Source organism: Alteromonas sp. AMM-1 (assembly GCF_047290655.1).
GTDB lineage: Bacteria > Pseudomonadota > Gammaproteobacteria > Enterobacterales > Alteromonadaceae > Alteromonas > Alteromonas mangrovi.
On the sequence record NZ_JBLBUE010000076.1, the window covers coordinates 1 to 16,409 of the forward strand.

At 47.4% G+C, this 16,409-nt stretch carries 16 protein-coding genes; 10 read left to right on the plus strand and 6 right to left on the minus strand.

Annotation, left to right across the window (positions count from 1 at the left end; genetic code table 11):
* Positions 1–436 precede the first annotated feature (436 nt).
* Positions 437–1,909, plus strand: coding sequence for a M48 family metalloprotease (locus ACLR2L_RS12490; RefSeq protein WP_413368547.1), 1,473 nt, complete (start codon positions 437–439; stop codon positions 1,907–1,909).
* Between the two features lie 11 nt (positions 1,910–1,920).
* On the opposite strand, the gene ACLR2L_RS12495 is transcribed toward ACLR2L_RS12490, so the two are convergent.
* Entirely contained in the window at positions 1,921–2,445 is a 525-nt protein-coding gene (locus ACLR2L_RS12495) for a TlpA family protein disulfide reductase (RefSeq protein ID WP_413368534.1), read from the minus strand.
* A 45-nt stretch (positions 2,446–2,490) separates the two neighbouring features.
* On the opposite strand from ACLR2L_RS12495, the gene arsC reads away from it, so the two are divergent.
* From arsC to ACLR2L_RS12515, 4 genes are read left to right on the plus strand one after another with little or no spacing between them, the layout of a single operon-like run.
* A complete protein-coding gene (gene arsC / locus ACLR2L_RS12500; protein ID WP_413368535.1) occupies positions 2,491–2,844 on the plus strand; it encodes an arsenate reductase (glutaredoxin) in 354 nt (117 codons plus the stop codon).
* Positions 2,845–3,450, plus strand: coding sequence for an NAD(P)H:quinone oxidoreductase (wrbA, locus tag ACLR2L_RS12505; RefSeq protein WP_413368536.1), 606 nt, complete (start codon positions 2,845–2,847; stop codon positions 3,448–3,450).
* 29 nt (positions 3,451–3,479) lie between these two features.
* Complete coding sequence (locus tag ACLR2L_RS12510) at positions 3,480–3,899, plus strand: DUF2069 domain-containing protein (protein WP_140957585.1); 420 nt, start codon at positions 3,480–3,482, stop codon at positions 3,897–3,899.
* Positions 3,872–5,827: a hypothetical protein gene (locus ACLR2L_RS12515; protein WP_413368537.1), complete on the plus strand. Its 1,956-nt coding sequence runs from the start codon at positions 3,872–3,874 to the stop codon at positions 5,825–5,827. Before ACLR2L_RS12510 ends, ACLR2L_RS12515 begins: the two co-directional genes overlap by 28 nt.
* Before the next feature lie 40 nt (positions 5,828–5,867).
* Here the strand turns inward: ACLR2L_RS12515 and hda are convergent, their stop codons facing one another.
* Positions 5,868–6,602, minus strand: a complete 735-nt coding sequence (gene hda, locus ACLR2L_RS12520) for a DnaA regulatory inactivator Hda (RefSeq protein ID WP_413368538.1) — start codon at positions 6,600–6,602, stop codon at positions 5,868–5,870.
* A 3-nt stretch (positions 6,603–6,605) separates the two neighbouring features.
* The gene (locus tag ACLR2L_RS12525; protein WP_413368539.1) at positions 6,606–7,877 is read right to left on the minus strand and encodes a DUF2066 domain-containing protein; all 1,272 of its coding nucleotides are present in this window, start codon (positions 7,875–7,877) and stop codon (positions 6,606–6,608) included.
* A gap of 483 nt (positions 7,878–8,360) precedes the next feature.
* On the opposite strand from ACLR2L_RS12525, the gene purM reads away from it, so the two are divergent.
* From purM to fadE, 4 genes are all read left to right on the plus strand, one after another.
* A complete protein-coding gene (gene purM, locus ACLR2L_RS12530) occupies positions 8,361–9,401 on the plus strand; it encodes a phosphoribosylformylglycinamidine cyclo-ligase (RefSeq protein WP_413368540.1) in 1,041 nt (346 codons plus the stop codon).
* A 5-nt stretch (positions 9,402–9,406) separates the two neighbouring features.
* A complete protein-coding gene (gene purN, locus ACLR2L_RS12535; protein WP_413368541.1) occupies positions 9,407–10,057 on the plus strand; it encodes a phosphoribosylglycinamide formyltransferase in 651 nt (216 codons plus the stop codon).
* A complete protein-coding gene (locus ACLR2L_RS12540; protein WP_413368542.1) occupies positions 10,017–10,778 on the plus strand; it encodes a DUF3108 domain-containing protein in 762 nt (253 codons plus the stop codon). The genes purN and ACLR2L_RS12540 overlap by 41 nt, the downstream gene beginning before the upstream one ends.
* A gap of 209 nt (positions 10,779–10,987) precedes the next feature.
* Positions 10,988–13,411: an acyl-CoA dehydrogenase FadE gene (gene fadE, locus ACLR2L_RS12545; protein ID WP_413368543.1), complete on the plus strand. Its 2,424-nt coding sequence runs from the start codon at positions 10,988–10,990 to the stop codon at positions 13,409–13,411.
* Between the two features lie 63 nt (positions 13,412–13,474).
* On the opposite strand, the gene ACLR2L_RS12550 is transcribed toward fadE, so the two are convergent.
* The 3 genes from ACLR2L_RS12550 to ACLR2L_RS12560 form a co-directional block, all read right to left on the minus strand.
* Positions 13,475–13,822, minus strand: a complete 348-nt coding sequence (locus ACLR2L_RS12550; RefSeq protein ID WP_413368544.1) for a DMT family protein — start codon at positions 13,820–13,822, stop codon at positions 13,475–13,477.
* Positions 13,823–13,961: 139 nt separating this feature from the next.
* Positions 13,962–14,963 carry an adenosine deaminase gene (gene add / locus ACLR2L_RS12555; protein WP_413368545.1) on the minus strand — a complete coding sequence of 334 codons (1,002 nt, stop codon included), beginning with the start codon at positions 14,961–14,963 and terminating at the stop codon, positions 13,962–13,964.
* Between the two features lie 19 nt (positions 14,964–14,982).
* A complete protein-coding gene (locus ACLR2L_RS12560; protein ID WP_140957221.1) occupies positions 14,983–15,615 on the minus strand; it encodes a response regulator transcription factor in 633 nt (210 codons plus the stop codon).
* A 167-nt stretch (positions 15,616–15,782) separates the two neighbouring features.
* On the opposite strand from ACLR2L_RS12560, the gene cmoA reads away from it, so the two are divergent.
* A partial coding sequence (cmoA, locus tag ACLR2L_RS12565; protein WP_413368546.1) for a carboxy-S-adenosyl-L-methionine synthase CmoA occupies positions 15,783–16,409 on the plus strand: 627 nt, incomplete at its 3' end.

The following is a 16,409-nucleotide window of genomic DNA, read 5'->3' on the forward strand; positions in this document are numbered from 1 at the left end:
GAGGATCAGCAGCATGGTGGCATCGGGATCGGAAAATTTGCGTTTATACCATCTACCAAAAATACTTAACATGTAGACATCCTATGTAATTCCTTTACGGGTAATCACTTTACTTACGGGCCGGGCTGGCATACATGACCGTGAATTTTTCAACTACGCTAAATTCAACAACACCACAACATGCAGCGGTAAGGGGCGTTACTATACCGGTATATAGTGCCCTGCACTAGGTCTGGTGCGATGAATTCGCAATACTGTCAGACATGACAATTTTACGGTAAGACGCTTGCTTGTATAACAGGCTTGTGTTGTGATCCTATTAGGTTATGTTTGCTTATTAAACAGGCAAATAGCTACTTTTAATTCAGAAAAAAAGGAACTGTCAGGCAAACTGTTGTCCAATAATCAGCAGTATTGGGTGTTTGCCAGGGGAATCATGATTTCATCGCTATTTTTTCGAAGCTCTATCGTTAGTGCAATATTGGCAACGCTTCTGGTTGCCGGTAAAGCCGAGGCGCAAACACTTGGCAGTGACAAAAATACATTGCCTGAAATTGGTGTAGTGGCTTCCGAGGCCCTGACACTCGACAAAGAAATACTGATCGGCGACGCGATCATGCGCCAGATGCGCGGTCAGGCACCAATGATTGGCGATCCCGTAATTAATGAATACATTCAGGATTTGGGTAATCGTTTGGTACTCCAGGCCGACAATACCAAGTTCCCTTTTCAGTTTTTTGTAATTAACAACAACGCAATGAATGCCTTCGCATTCTACGGCGGTCATGTGGGTGTTCACACTGGGATCATCACGGCGGCCGATAACGAAAGTGAATTAGCCTCAGTTCTGGCGCACGAAGTAACACACGTTACCCAGCGTCACCTTGCGCGAAGAGCACTGTCTCAGCAGCGCAGCTCACCGCTTCAGCTTGCCTCAATGTTTGGCAGTATTTTGTTGGCGATGGCTAATCCGGAAGCCGGTATAGCAGCACTTTCTACTACGCAGGCCATGTCAGCCCAAATGGGCATTGATTACACCCGTTCAAACGAACAGGAAGCCGACCGCATTGGTATTGATATTTTGTATTCTGCGGGTTTTGATCCCAAAGCTACTGCCAGCTTTTTTGGCAAAATGGCCGAACAATACCGTACCAGCTCGCGTCCTCCGGAGCGGTTACTGACCCACCCTTTAACAGAAAAGCGGATTGCCGATGCCCGGATACGAATGGATGGCTATCCCAATGTAAGGCTTCCACCGAGCAAGACATTTCATCTGGCCAAAGCCAGAATTCAGGCTCGCTATCAGTTTAAGCCGGATTACTCTCTGGAGTATTTTCAGGCAATGAATGACACTGGTACTTATTTGATTAAAGAGGCCGCCCAGTATGGTTTGGCCATTGCACTGTTTGAAAACGAAAAGTACCAGCAAGCTAAAGCAATCAACGACGCGCTATTACTTCAAGACAAAGAGAATTTGTTTTACCTGGATTTAGCCACAGACATTGAGATTGCGCTGGGCAACCCACAAAATGCCATCACTCAATTAGAACATGTGTTGGCGCAAAAGCCGCGCAACAGCGTGGTTGTATTGAACCTGTCTAACGCATTGGTATCAGCCAAGCAATATACACGAGCAATCGAATTACTGCGTGATTACCTGTTGATTCATCCACAGGACGAAATTGCTTATCAAATCCTAACCGATGCTTACAAAGGTGAAAAGTTGTACATGGGAATGCATCAGAGTAAAGCAGAACTGCTAGCGTTATACGGCGCGTATCCCAATGCAATAGACGAATTACAATACGCCTTTAACTTTACTGGCGACAATCACCTGGAAAAGCAGCGCATCAGAGCGCGCATCCAACAGTTCCGCGACGAACAGGAAAAACTGAAGCAAATGCAATAAACGAAGTAGCGCTAGTTTGCTGAAAGTGCCGTCAGTAAAGCCTTAAGTCCTGCTTCGGTTTGCTCTCCGTGTAACGTTTGTATCAGCTGCCCGTCGGGTGAAATGATGTAGGTTGTTGGCAATACGCTGGGCATGGGCACAGGTAGGTTTGCAACGTCTGTACTGCTCACCACCGGGAACTGAATGTCCTGCCGGGCAATCATAGCGTTCAGTTCTGCTGCTGCTAAATTGTCGTAGCTCACCCCCAGAATTCGCGCCTCACCAGAGCGGTAAAATGCATTTAATTCAGGTAACTCACGTAAACAAGGTGCACACCATTCGGCGAAATAATTAATCACTGTCCAGGACTCCGATTGCCAGGAATACGCTTTACCGTCTGCCGTGGACAAGGTTACATCGCTACCCGACATTTGGCGCTGCGCAAATACCCCTGCCAGCATGGCAGCCAACGCCAAGACAATCAGAACCGCGGTCTTAATTGATCCTCGTTGTTGCGTTTGTCGTTTAAAATCTGCGACAATTTTCAATTCGTTCAAGCCGATACTCCTTCGCGCTAACAAAACAGGATATGAGAAACGCACATGGCAGAATTAAAAATACTACACAATCCACGCTGTTCAAAGAGCCGTGAAACCTTAGCATTGTTACAGGATAAAGGCTTAACGCCGGAGGTTGTGGAATATTTGAAAGAACCGCTGAACGTAGCAGAGTTAAAAACGCTGTATGTGCAGTTGGGTTTAACTGACGTAACCAGCATGATGCGCGTAAAAGAAGCGGAATACAAAGACGCCGGGTTAGATAACCCATCAACCACAGATGATGAGCGTTTCGCAGCCATGGCTGCATGCCCAAAATTAATGGAACGTCCAGTGGTTATTAATGGGGGCGTGGCAAAAATTGGCAGGCCGCCTGAGTCGGTACTGGATATTCTGTAAATGGGTCCGGTATTAATTCTGTACTACAGTCGCCACGGTGCTACTGCTTCACTGGCGCGGGCTATTGCATTGGGTGTTGAAGCGACAGGGGCAACCGCCCGGCTTCGCACTGTGCCACCATTAGTGACAATAGAAGAAAACAACGCGCCGCCGGTTGAGCCGGAATCCGGCCCGCCGTATGTGACCCTACAGGATTTAAAAGAGTGCAGCGCACTGGCACTGGGCAGTCCCACCCGATTTGGCAATATGGCTGCCGCGCTTAAGCATTTTTTAGACTCAACCAGCAGTTTGTGGCTGGATGGCGCGCTTATTAACAAGCCAGCCTGTGTATTTACCTCGAGCAGCAGTATGCACGGTGGACAGGAAAGCACTTTACTGTCGATGATGCTGCCGCTGCTCCATCATGGCATGGTAATTTGTGGTCTGCCTTACTCTGAACCAGCGTTGCATAGTACAACCGAAGGCGGCACCCCTTACGGCCCAACGCATGTTGCTTTGAGTCAGCATAGTAACCAGTTAACGCAAACGGAAAAACAATTGTGTATCGCGCAAGGCAAGCGTCTTGCTACACTCGCAGCTTCGCTTAATCAAGGTAATGTTGTATGACCTCCAAGGCTCCATCTATGTCCCCAACTATGGCACCTGCCACCAAAAAATTCCGTTATCTGGCACTCGTTTGCACGCTGGCTTTATTTGTTTGGGTAGTGAGTTGGCAACTTATTTTCACAACCACGGAACAGTATTCACTCAAATTCATATTCCTTATTTATGCCCTTCCCTTACTATTACCGATGTGGGGCATTATTAAAGGCAAACCCTATACGCACGCTTGGGCTAACTTCATTGCACTGTATTATTTGATGCATGGTTTTACCGTGTTATACGCGGAACCGGCAGAACGCGGGTTTGCTATCATTGAACTGGTACTGGTAGTTGGCATGTTTACCGGTTGCAGCGTATATGCCCGGCTTCGAGGCAGGGAATTAGGCCTCGGTTTAAAGAAGTTAAAAGAGGAGATGCAAGAAGAATGCGAGCGGTTTTCAAAGCGATCATAAGCACCACTGTTGCGATTAGTTTAACGACGCTGTTGGCTGGATGTGGCGGTGGCGGCGGCAGTAATGCGCCGGGCAACCCAACGACGCCAACACCAGACTTTACCCGGCTAACGCCGTTAAAATCAGAAAATGGTTTATCTGTTTTTGGTAATGACATAATTGATGTGAATGCCTCTGCTGGGTTTGTGGTGCTGGCCGACAATGGTGAGTCACTGACCAACGTGCAGTGGGAACAAACGTCAGGGCCAGCATTAACATTGTTGGCAGATCAATCACAAGCTATTGGTTTCGACGTAACAGAAACCGGTGACTACGCTTTAACCGTATCGGCCACTACCGCAAGTGGTATTTTTCGCACTGTAACCGTGTCATTTACCACCAGTGATAACACCCCCGAAGACACGGTTAATTTGCGACTGGATCATATGGCTACCGAGCGTGGCCGGGTATCCATTCGGGTTGACAGCCCTTCCAATAAAATCATTACATCAACCCAATGGACCCAAATTGGTGGCCCTGCCCCTGCTGAAATCACCTATCAGGAAGACCGCACCAATGGCCCTATGCGTTCGGCATTTATGGAAGCCCCAGAGGTTTCCCGCGACGAAGTGATGGCGTTTCGCGTGACTGCTACTTTTGATGATGGCACTACAGCCAGTGATGACGTGCTGATCGGTGTAAAAGAAGCCAGTATCGTAAACTCGGCGATTTTCACCGATATCGAGATGTACGTTACTACCGATTTACGCCCCTATAATCCGAATACGCCTTATGCAGATGCGCTGTTGGAATGTGTTTACAACAACACAGTAGTGAATAGTTGTTCATTCGACAAACTCCCACTGATTGGCATGGATACCCTGTCACCTACTATCGACACTATTTTAGATCGTACACTTGTCTCTCACGCCTGGATGGGTGAGCGTTTCAGGGAGTTTTTAACTCAGTCTGCGGCGGCAGAGGACATCATAAAATTACTGCGCGGTGTAACTGCCGTTGTTATTTCGTACGATGTTCGCCCGTCTTTTTATTGGGTAAGAACCGGTGCGATCTATCTGGATGCCCGCAACTTTTGGCGCACACCACAAGAGCGCGACACCATTAACACTATTCCCGATTACCGCAGTAGTTTTGGTAACGAACTGCAATTTGGCATTTACTGGCGGTACGTGAAAGACGGCGAATACTATTATCCTCAGTCGTCATTAGCGGCCAGCAGCCGACTTTCGAAGAGTTTCGATCAACTGGAAGCATCACTGGCCTGGCTGATGTACCATGAACTGGCTCACGCCAATGATTTCTTTCCCCCCTCAGTTTGGTCAAGTGTTGATTCATCGAGCAATCCATTGAGCCATTTCCAGCGTTACGGTGCACAATCCTCAATAATGTCATCAAACTATCCGTTGCAATCGGCATTACTGGAAGGATTGGCAGATGTATCATTTGGTGGTGAGGATGCAACGACTGCGCAGAAAAATACCACGCCAGCCGAGGTTGCTGATGCGTTCAGTGCTGACATTGCGCCCGCCTATTATGCCTATTACACCGAGCGCGAAGATTACGCTATGTTGTTTGAGCAATTTATGATGCTCTATCGCATGAATGTAAGCGCCGATGTCGCGGTTATTGGCCGAGACAACAACGACGATGCGCTAATCACCTGGGGGCAGCGTCATCGCATTAATCAGGACACACTACAAGCTAGAACGGCATTTGCGGTACAGCGCATCCTGCCCGACCTCAACGTGTCCAGCATTCAGGCGGATTTACCCGATGTTATTCAAATGCCGGCCGGCCAGTCGTGGTTCGATTTGGTTACATTAGACAGTGCCGGAAACCTGCGTTTCCTGACAAGCGGAAAAGAAGCAAACTCCCAAGCAACACTGCCGCCTTTGCAGATTGCAGAGTTTGAGCGTCATTTACACTAGATTAAAATTCAGAGGTAAGCGGGCTATTGGCGTAATTGCATTATTCCGATAGCTCGCGCTTCACCAGCGCGACGGAAATTTTCTTTTGTTCCTGTAGCGAGCGTTGATCCAGTCGCTCCAACAACGCCATTAAGCTTGGCAAGTCGCGCTGACTGTGATTCAACAGGTAATGCAACGCTTGTTCAGACAGATTTAATCCACGTTGTTGCGCTCTGGAACTTAACACTTCAGCACGCTCTTCGTCGGTTAAACCCACTAATTGAAATGTTAACCCGGCACTGAGTCTGGAGCGCAGATCAGGCAATAAAAATTCACTGTGTTGGGGCCCAAGTTGCGAAGCAAATATCAACAAGCCAACCCGAGTTTCACTTACCCGGTTAATTAAGTCGAATACCGCTTCTTCCCAGGCTTCATTGCCACCGATATGCTCAAGGTTATCCAGGCAAATCACTGGCAATAATTCCAAAGAATCCAGTACTCTTGGCGATAAGCCTATCAGGTCTGCACAATTAAGGTACACATGTGGAATATCGCGAGCAGCCAGTTGATGACACACAGCATAAAGCAGATGACTTTTGCCCTTGCCATTACCGCTAACCAGGTTGATCAACGGAATCGACGCCGCATGTAAAATTGCCAGCGACGGTTCTTCCCGCCAGTTGGGTGAGTGCTCAGCGACACAGGCAAGCAACGTCAGAACCTGTTCATTTCCTCCTGCCACAAAACTGGCAAAGGTTTCATCATCAGGCAGAGTCACTGGCAAAGGAAGCTGCATAAATCACTGACTCCAGAAATAATGCATGCCTTCCAGAGGCTGACCAAACGCGTCTCTAAGTGGCTGTAAACGGTTATCGAGACTCAACACTGCGCGCAAATCTTTCTCGCTACCAAGCAGATGTAAGCTAAATGTACTCACCGTGCCTTGTTGACGCACCAGGGTAACACTTTCAGTTACGCTTAACGCTTGCAAGTACTGCTGAACAGCAACATAACCCCGTAAATCATGCAAATTACCCACTGACAATTCAATGCGCTGTTCGCTATTGGCATCGCCAGGCAAAATAGCGTAAGTCTGGCCCAAATGATCGGCATAACGGTTGATTAGTTGTGTTATTAACTCATTAGGCTCGTCGCCAATCAGTGTACCGTGAACAACCTGTGAGGAAGCGCCATTAAAAGGAACGTAAAAGAAATCCAATGAATAGCGGCCTTTCTTCGCTCTGGCTGCCAGGGTTGAAAACTCTTCCTGGGTAAACAACGGGCCGTCGTCGAGTGCAACCGGCGTTATCTGGCCTTCCGGCAACGCCAGCAACGCTTCTTGTACGGTTTCCGCCTGTTGCAGGGGGTGCTCTAACTGCGGCTCAACGTAATCTGATTGTGGAACTGTCGGTGTCTCTGACTCTACTTCGCTGGCAATGGCAGCAGATTCTGTACCCGGTAACACGAAGTCCCGTGTACGATTGCGATAAATGCGGGCACCTAATACAAAATCCACGTTGTATCGTGCGGATGCCAGATTAAGCTGACGAGGAAATAACCCCCAAACGTCAAAGGCGTTAATACGCGCAGCGTCGTCTAAATCCATCAGTGGAAACGTTAACGGTACCCCTCGCACTTCAGCTTCACGCCGAGCGGTAATAGCAAACTCGTTAACCTGTCCATCGCCAGTGATACGCCGCTCGCCTTTGTCATTTTCTGTCGCCAGCCACAACAAGGCATCAGGGCGACGATCTCCCCAAATGGGCAGTCGCTCGCGTTTTAGTACCGTTTCTAATTGTTGGCGGTCGAATTCGGCAACAAAGTATAGCTGACCGTTTTCCTCCGTATAGCGGTAAGCTCTTAAGTACCGATTGGCATCTTCACTGATTGTTTTCAGTGCCTGATAACTACTGATATCACCCTGCCCGGTAAATTTGATCAATAATTGCGTGAGTGCCTGACGGGTAGCTGCGCGCTGCGTACGACTATTGCGATCATCTACTGCCACTTTTGCAGATTGGATGTTAATTGTTGAACTCGCCTGTACAGGCAATAGTATCTGGATCAACATGCTGCCCATTATCAGAACAGCACAACATAACTTTGTTTTAGCAATCATAAACCACTTAAGCAGAACGCTTTCTCCCTATCCCTGAACAGCAACATCTGTTCGGAAGTGAGTGACTTCGAGTAGTGAACAGCAATCGCTTTACTCAACTTTCGACATTTTTACATTCACTGACTATTTGCAAATCACTTCTGGTACCAACTGGTCAATACAGTGGTGATAATTTTTGTATTGTGAGCTATTTAAATCTGATTTTCACCACAAAAATGAGCATTGTGCTGATCTATCCCGATGCATCTGTACAGAAAACAACCGCTCAACCCCAAAGGTCAATATTGACGACCAATATCCGCTGGCGGTACCTCTTGTCCCCTGTTGGGAATAATAAACATTTCCTGCTTAACTTGAGGGATTACGCATTGGACTTAGAGACGGATACTGGTAGAATCCGCGCATTCAAACCCGTCCACCTAAAAAGGCTTGCCCGTGACTGACAAAAATACCTCGTTAAGTTATAAAGATGCAGGCGTCGACATCGATGCTGGCAATCAATTAGTAGAACGTATTAAATCGGTAACCAAACGCACTAACCGACCAGAAGTACGTGGAGGTCTGGGTGGCTTTGGCGCACTGTGTGCGCTGCCGGAAAAATACAAACAGCCGTTGTTGGTTTCAGGCACCGATGGCGTGGGTACAAAGCTGCGTTTAGCCATGGACTATGCGCGTCACGACAGCGTGGGTATTGATTTAGTTGCCATGTGCGTGAACGACCTGATAGTTCAGGGTGCTGAACCCCTATTCTTCCTGGACTATTACGCCACAGGTAAACTCAATGTAGACACCGCGGCCGACGTAGTATCGGGAATTGGTGCTGGCTGTGAGCAGGCAGGTTGTGCACTTATTGGCGGCGAAACTGCTGAAATGCCCGGCATGTACCATGGTGACGACTACGATATCGCTGGCTTCTGTGTAGGCGTGGTAGAAGCCTCTGAGGTTATTGATGGCGCCAATGTTACTGCTGGCCAAAAAATCATTGCGCTGGGTTCATCGGGTCCGCACTCAAACGGCTATTCTCTTGTTCGTAAAATTATTGAAGTAAGTGGTGCCGATGTAACACAACCATTGGAAGGTAAGCCAATTATCGACCATTTGCTAGAACCCACAAAAATCTACGTTAAATCCGTTCTCAAGTTGCTGGAAACAGTAAAAGTGTCGGCTATTTCTCACATTACCGGTGGCGGTTTCTGGGAAAACATTCCTCGTGTACTGCCTGAAAATGCGAAAGCCGTAATCGACGGAAAAAGCTGGGAATGGCCAGCAGTATTCAAATGGCTACAAACTAACGGCAATGTAAAAACCCGCGAAATGTACCGCACATTTAACTGTGGTGTAGGTTTGATTATTGTAATTGATGAAGCCGATGTTGATTCAGCTCTGTCTATTTTAACGCAAGCCGGTGAAAACGCCTGGTTGATTGGTAGCATTGCTGAATTAGATGGTGATGCACAAGTAGAAATTACCGAGTAATGCCGATGTCCAGTGCAGTGCCTAATATTTGTGTATTAATCTCCGGAAACGGGTCAAACCTTCAGGCCATAATTGATGCTGTTGCGGCGGGTAAAATTCACGGCAAGATTGCCTGTGTGATATCAAACCGTCCAGACGCCTATGGTTTAGAACGTGCAGAATCCGCAGGGATCCCTGCGGTTTGCCTGGACCACAAAACCTTTGATGATCGCGAAAGTTACGACGCTGCACTGATGCAAACGCTCGACAGCTATGCCCCCGACTGCGTAGTGCTAGCAGGTTTTATGCGAATCCTTACCGCTGATTTTGTTGATCATTATCTGGGTAAATTATTGAACATTCATCCATCCTTGTTGCCTAAGTACAAAGGGTTAAATACGCACCAACGCGCCATCGACAATGGCGACGAGGAGCACGGATTAAGCGTTCACTTTGTAACACCAGAACTTGACGGCGGCCCGGTCATCATTCAATGTAAAGTGCCGGTGTTTAGCGACGATGATGCTGGTACACTGGCTCAGCGGGTGCAGGAACAGGAACGCCATATTTACCCATTGGTGGTACACTGGTTTTGCAGTGGCCGGTTAACAATGAATAATAATAAGGCAGTATTAGATGGGAATCTTCTTCCAGAAGGCGGTTACGCTAACGATTAAGCGTGTTATTTGCATATCTCTGCTCGGCCTGTTTTCTTCAACAGGCTTAGCGTCCACCAAATCAACTCATATCGCCGAAGTCCAACTACAACCTTTTGAAGCTGTATACTACGCTTATAAATGGGACGACAATCTGGGCTCGGCAAAAGTTTCATTAGAAGCGTTATCACCTGGCCTGTATTCACTGACTTATCAATCAAAATTGTCCAAATTCTTCCTCACAGACAAACGCTTTGAACATTCCATTTTTACGGTCGATGGCGATACCCTTACGCCTCAGGAATACAATTATTCGCGCACCGGTACGGGTTCTGACAAAGCATTAAAAGTGAGATTTAACGCCGGGCCTCCCGCCATTATTGATATCGACAATGATGGTGAACAAATGCAGTTACCCTGGCAAAACGAATTGGATAACCAGCTTTACCGACTCGACCTGACAGTAAGACTGGCACAGGGTGTAAAAGAACTGGATTACCAGTTTATTAACTATCGCGGTCAGCAAAAACACTATGGCATGCAGGTTCATGGGGTTGAAAAATTAACCTTGCCCTATGGCGACATCGATGCGATTAAAGTTGAAATAGAACGCGACTCTGGTTCGCGGGTAACTTACGCTTGGTTTGCGCCAGAACTAAATTATCAGATGGTAAGGTTACAGCAGTTTAAAGACGGTGAAGAGCAAGGTGATTTGCGCTTAAAAGCCTACGCTCCCATGTAAACAGAATTTGACTCAATTGCGCGGCTTCAGCCGCGCAATTGGCTTTTAACTATTATCTTTCCAATTGTATTTCCCTTCAATTAACTACTTCTAAGCAAACTTCGTTTGTTACACGGATTTAACACCGTTTTTACTTGATTTTTCGGCTATGCAGAGATAGCTTTAAGGTATTCTGGTCAGACCTCAACAGTAGATAATGAGGAGTAAAAATGTCTGATTTAGTGTGGTTCATTATCGTGTTGGTCGCACTCGCAGTGTGTGCCTATAAACGATTTACCCTAACTAACACCGTGGCGATTGGCGCGGGTACGCTGATTATTGCAACGCTGTTTGGCAGCCTGGGCTTTTTCAGCTGGGTGTTCTTTGCATTACTTGCAGTTCCCTTTGTTGTGCCTTCGGTACGTATTCCTTATCTCACTACACCCATGCTGGCATTTTATCGCAAAGTAATGCCTGAAATGTCATCCACTGAACAGGAAGCCATTGATGCAGGTACCGTATGGTGGGATGGAGAAATTTTCTCTGGCCGTCCAAACTGGCATACCCTTCATGCTATTCCCAAAGGGCGCTTAACCGCCGAAGAACAGGCTTTCCTGGATGGTCCGGTTGATCGCGTGTGCAGTATGATTGACGAGTGGCAGGTAAACCATAAAGATGCCGATCTGCCCCCTGAAGTATGGGCCTACCTGAAAGAACATAAGTTCTTTGCCATGATCATTAAAAAGGAATACGGCGGTCTTGATTTTTCTGCCTATGCCCAATCCCGCGTAATAGCCAAACTGGCGGGCACCAGTGCGGTGCTCTCGAGCACAGTAGGCGTGCCTAATTCGTTAGGCCCGGGAGAATTGCTCCAGCATTATGGTACCCAGGCTCAAAAAGACCATTATTTGCCGCGACTGGCAAAGGGTGACGAAATCCCCTGCTTTGCATTAACCAGCCCGGAAGCGGGTTCCGATGCGGGTGCCATTCCCGATCAGGGCATTGTGTGCAAAGGCGAATGGGAAGGTGAAGAAGTGCTGGGTATGCGTCTTACCTTTGACAAACGCTATATCACCCTGGCACCGGTTGCTACTGTAGTGGGCCTGGCGTTTAAACTGTATGACCCAGACCAATTGTTAGGTAACAAAACCGATATAGGTATTACCTGTGCGCTCATTCCACATGACACTAAAGGGCTGGACATAGGCCGTCGCCACTTCCCGTTAAATACGCCGTTCCAAAACGGCCCGGTACGCGGTAAGGATATTTTCGTACCACTTGATTTCATTATTGGTGGCGCTGACATGGCCGGTAAAGGCTGGCGCATGCTGATGGAATGTTTGTCGGTTGGCCGTTGTATCACCTTGCCCTCTACTTCAGCGGGCGGTGCAAAAGCCTGCGCCATGTCTACAGGTGCCTACGCTCGCATTCGTCGTCAGTTTAAAATTCCTATCGGACACATGGAAGGCGTGGAAGAAATGCTGGCCCGTATCGGTGGCAATGCTTACATGATGGACGCCGTAACGCGTTTGTCTACGGTAGGTGTAGACCTGGGTGAAAAGCCCTCCGTGATCTCTGCCATTTGTAAATACCACCTCACTGAGCGCTCACGTATCGTGGTAAACGATGCGATGGACGTGCATGGTGGTAAAGGCATTATGCTGGGGCCAAACAACTACCTGGGACGTGGTTATCAGGGTATGCCAATTTCGATTACTGTGGAAGGCGCTAACATTCTTACCCGCAACATGATGATTTTTGGTCAGGGCGCTATGCGCTGCCATCCTTATGTTCTGGAAGAAATCAAAGCCGCAGCAATTGACGATAATGACGAAGCGATTCAGGCGTTCGATAAAGCCGTATTTGGCCACATTGGCTTTGCCCTTGCCAATGCGGTGCGCAGTTCGTGGTTTACACTCACCCACGGATATCTGCACAGCTCACCATTCAAAGACAGCACTGCGCGATATTATCAATTACTACAAGGTTACAGTGCCAACCTGGCGCTACTTACCGACGTATCGATGGGTATTCTGGGCGGCTCACTTAAACGTCGCGAGCGTTTATCTGCGCGCTTAGGCGATTTGTTGAGCTACATTTACCTGGCAAGCGCAACATTAAAACGCTTCGACGAAGAAGGTCGTCAACACGAAGATCTGCCCTTAATGCACTGGGCTATGCAAGATTGTATTTATCAACTGGAAACCGCCTTAATGGACTTCCTGGATAACTTCCCGATTGGCTGGCTGGGCAAGGTACTCAAGTGGAAATTAATTCCATTTGGACACCGCGTAAGCAAACCCAGTGATGAAACGGAACACCAAATCGCACAGCTATTGCAAACACCCGGAACAGCGCGAAGCCGTCTGGGTGATGGCCAGTATTTAACCCGCGAACCAGGTAGCTTACCCGGTGAGCTGGAGCAAACGCTGGATGATGTGATTGCGGCTGAACCCGTGTTCGACAAGGTTTGTAAAGCACTGGGAGAAAAGCGTCAGTTTACCCAACTGGACAAACTGGCTGATATTGCTATTGAGAAAAAACTCATTACCGATGAAGAAGCTGATTTGCTGCGTCGTACAGAGGCTGGCAGAGCGAAAATCATCGCAGTAGATGACTTCGCGCACGAAGAACTGGTTGCAGCTATTCGCTAATATAGCGTTGATATTAACCGTTGCAAAAGGAAGCCAATTGGCTTCCTTTTCTTTTTTACACTATTACATTTTGGATCTGAACATAAAATAAACGGCCCCTACCATACACAAACCCGCCCATAAATAATCAAGCTTTAACGGCTCCTTTAAGTACATCACCGAAAACGGGACAAAAACGGTTAGCGTGATCACTTCCTGAAGTATTTTAAGCTGTGCCACCGACATAACCGTAAAACCAATGCGATTTGCCGGTACCTGAAACAAGTATTCTATAGAGGCAATTCCCCAACTCACCAGCGCCGCAATAATCCAGGGTTTGTGATTAAGCTCTTTCAGATGCGCGTACCACGCGAAGGTCATAAAGATATTGCTGCAAAAAAGCAGCCCAACAGAAATTAACAGCGGAGACATAACAACCTGCCAGTGTAAACAATTGACGGAGTAATAAGCTACAAAGTCTGAACTGTTATATACCTGAGTTCAATACACTTTTGTGACTTAATCTACTGAATTCAGTAACGTAGTTGCGAGACAGGTAAAACAGGTAGTGTTAGCTACGCGAGGCCGCTGTTTGGAAAAGCTGTTGTTTTTCGGCTGCCGTCAAAAAGGCTTGCTCAACGGCATTGCGCTGTACCGAGTCCAGTTGGGCATCCGATAACTTAATTACCGTTTTTGCGACATGAAATTCGTGAGCCAGATTGATAGCCGATACACCGGGATCATCGGTGTTTAACGTGACGGCCAAACCTGCATCCAGAAACGCTTTTAAAGGATGATTTGCAGTATCTTCTACTGTTGCAGTTTGGTAATTGGATGTTGGGCAGGCTTCTATTCCAATATTGTGTTCTGCCAGATAACGCATTAACCGCGGATCCTGTTGCGCAGCAACACCGTGTCCAATACGCTGCGCGCCAAGCAATTCGATGGCATGCCAGATACTTTGTGGCCCGTCAGCTTCACCTGCATGCACGGTAATGTGCCAACCAGCATCACGGGCCTGCTTAAAGTGCGATACAAACAAAGGCGCAGGAAACCCCAGTTCATCACCGGCTAAATCTAATGCCGTAATATTATCTTGATGCGCTAGCAAACCTGCCAGTTCTTGCGAACAGGCATCGGTACCAAACGTTCGGCTTAGTATCCCAATCAGATTCACCTTAACGCCAAAGTCCCGCTCACCATCTTTACATCCCTGAACAACGGCTTCCACAACACGGGCAACCGTTAACCGATGTGTTTGTGCCATGTAATACGGTGAAAAGCGCAGCTCAACGTAGTCGAGTCCTTCTTGTTTGGCGTCTTCTACGTTTTCATATGCAATACGATAACAGGCATCATAATCGGCTAATACCGATACACCGCAGTCGAGCTTGGCCAGGAACGCCAGTAAATCACTGGTTTTGTCCTGAATCTGACAAAATGGGATGAGCCCCTCAGCAGAGGATGCTGGAAGTGAAAGCTGGTGTATTTGCGCCAACTCCCAAATGGTAGCCGGGCGAATGTTGCCATCCAGATGCCGATGAAGATCTACTTTTGGTATGCGTGGGTTCATCGGCACCTCATGAGAAGTATTAATTGATTTGGAGCTTGTCCATCAGCAGCACCGCCTGGGTGCGGGTATTAATATCCAGCTTCTTCAAGGCTGCACTGATATGCGCTTTAACCGTTGCTTCGGTTACATTCATTTCGTGTGCAATTTGCTTGTTCATCATGCCAGAACGCACATAACGCAACACCAGTAACTGCTTGGGGGTCAGCTCTTTAAAGCGCTCAAGCATATCACTCATGTTACTGCTGTGATCAGTAAGTCTCTCAGCAATACTGGCTGGCAACCATTGTTCACCACCTAACACAATGTCAATGGCTTCGGCAATTGAACGTGTGGGCGTGGATTTAGGAATATAGCCTGATGCTCCCAGCGCCATGGCTTGAGAGATGACATCAATGTCATCATTGGCAGAAACCATCACTATGGGTAAATCGGGTAATCTTTCTTTGGCGGTTGTCAGAGTATCGAACCAGTTTGATCCTGGCATAGACAAATCCAGCAACAGCAAGTCAACGTTATCATTGCGTTTTAACACATCAAACAACGCATCTGTTGAATCAGCTTCGATTACCGATAATCCGTCAAACAAAGGAGTAAGCGCCGCAGTGAGTGCCTCCCTGAAAAGGGGGTGGTCATCAGCTATAACAAATCGCATTTATAAAGGCCTCAATCGCTTCCAACTGCATATCAGCATAGGGTAATACTAAAGATTAACTTATTGAAGTAAAGAATTGGATTGTTGGTGTTTTTTTTCTATTTTTACTTGGATTTCCGCTAAGGCAGAGTAAAATTGCCGCCCGTTATTTGCGCATTGGAGAAATTGTGGCCAATAAAGACAATATTTTTGCAACGCCTCGTGAACATGTTGGCGACTTTTGTTTTGATGATGCTGTAGCTGATGTATTTCCGGACATGATCAATCGTTCGGTTCCCGGCTACCAAACGATCATCGAAACCATAGGCGAACTTGCTGAGGCTTATGTTACGCCACACTCTAATGTGTATGATTTGGGTTGTTCACTGGGTGCAGCCTCATTATCGGTGGCACGCCATTGCCCGCCAAATCAGTGTCAGATTCAGGCCATTGACAGCTCCGCTGCGATGGTAAAGCGCTGCCAACGCGTAGTTGAAGCATTCAATTTACCTAACAAAATTCACGTTCGCGAAGGCTTTGCTCAAACAGCCCAAATTCATAATGCGTCCATGGTGATCATGAACTTCACCCTGCAGTTTATTGCACCAGAAGAACGCAGCGCAGTCATAAAAGATATCTACGACGGACTCAATACCGGTGGCATATTTGTGTTGTCGGAAAAAGTGCAGCACGAGCAATCGGCAGGCAATGCGTTGATTAACAATCTGCATCTGAATTTTAAACGCAAAAATGGTTACAGTGAGTTAGAAATCAGTCAAAAACGGGCAGCACTGGAAAATGTAATGCTTATCGAC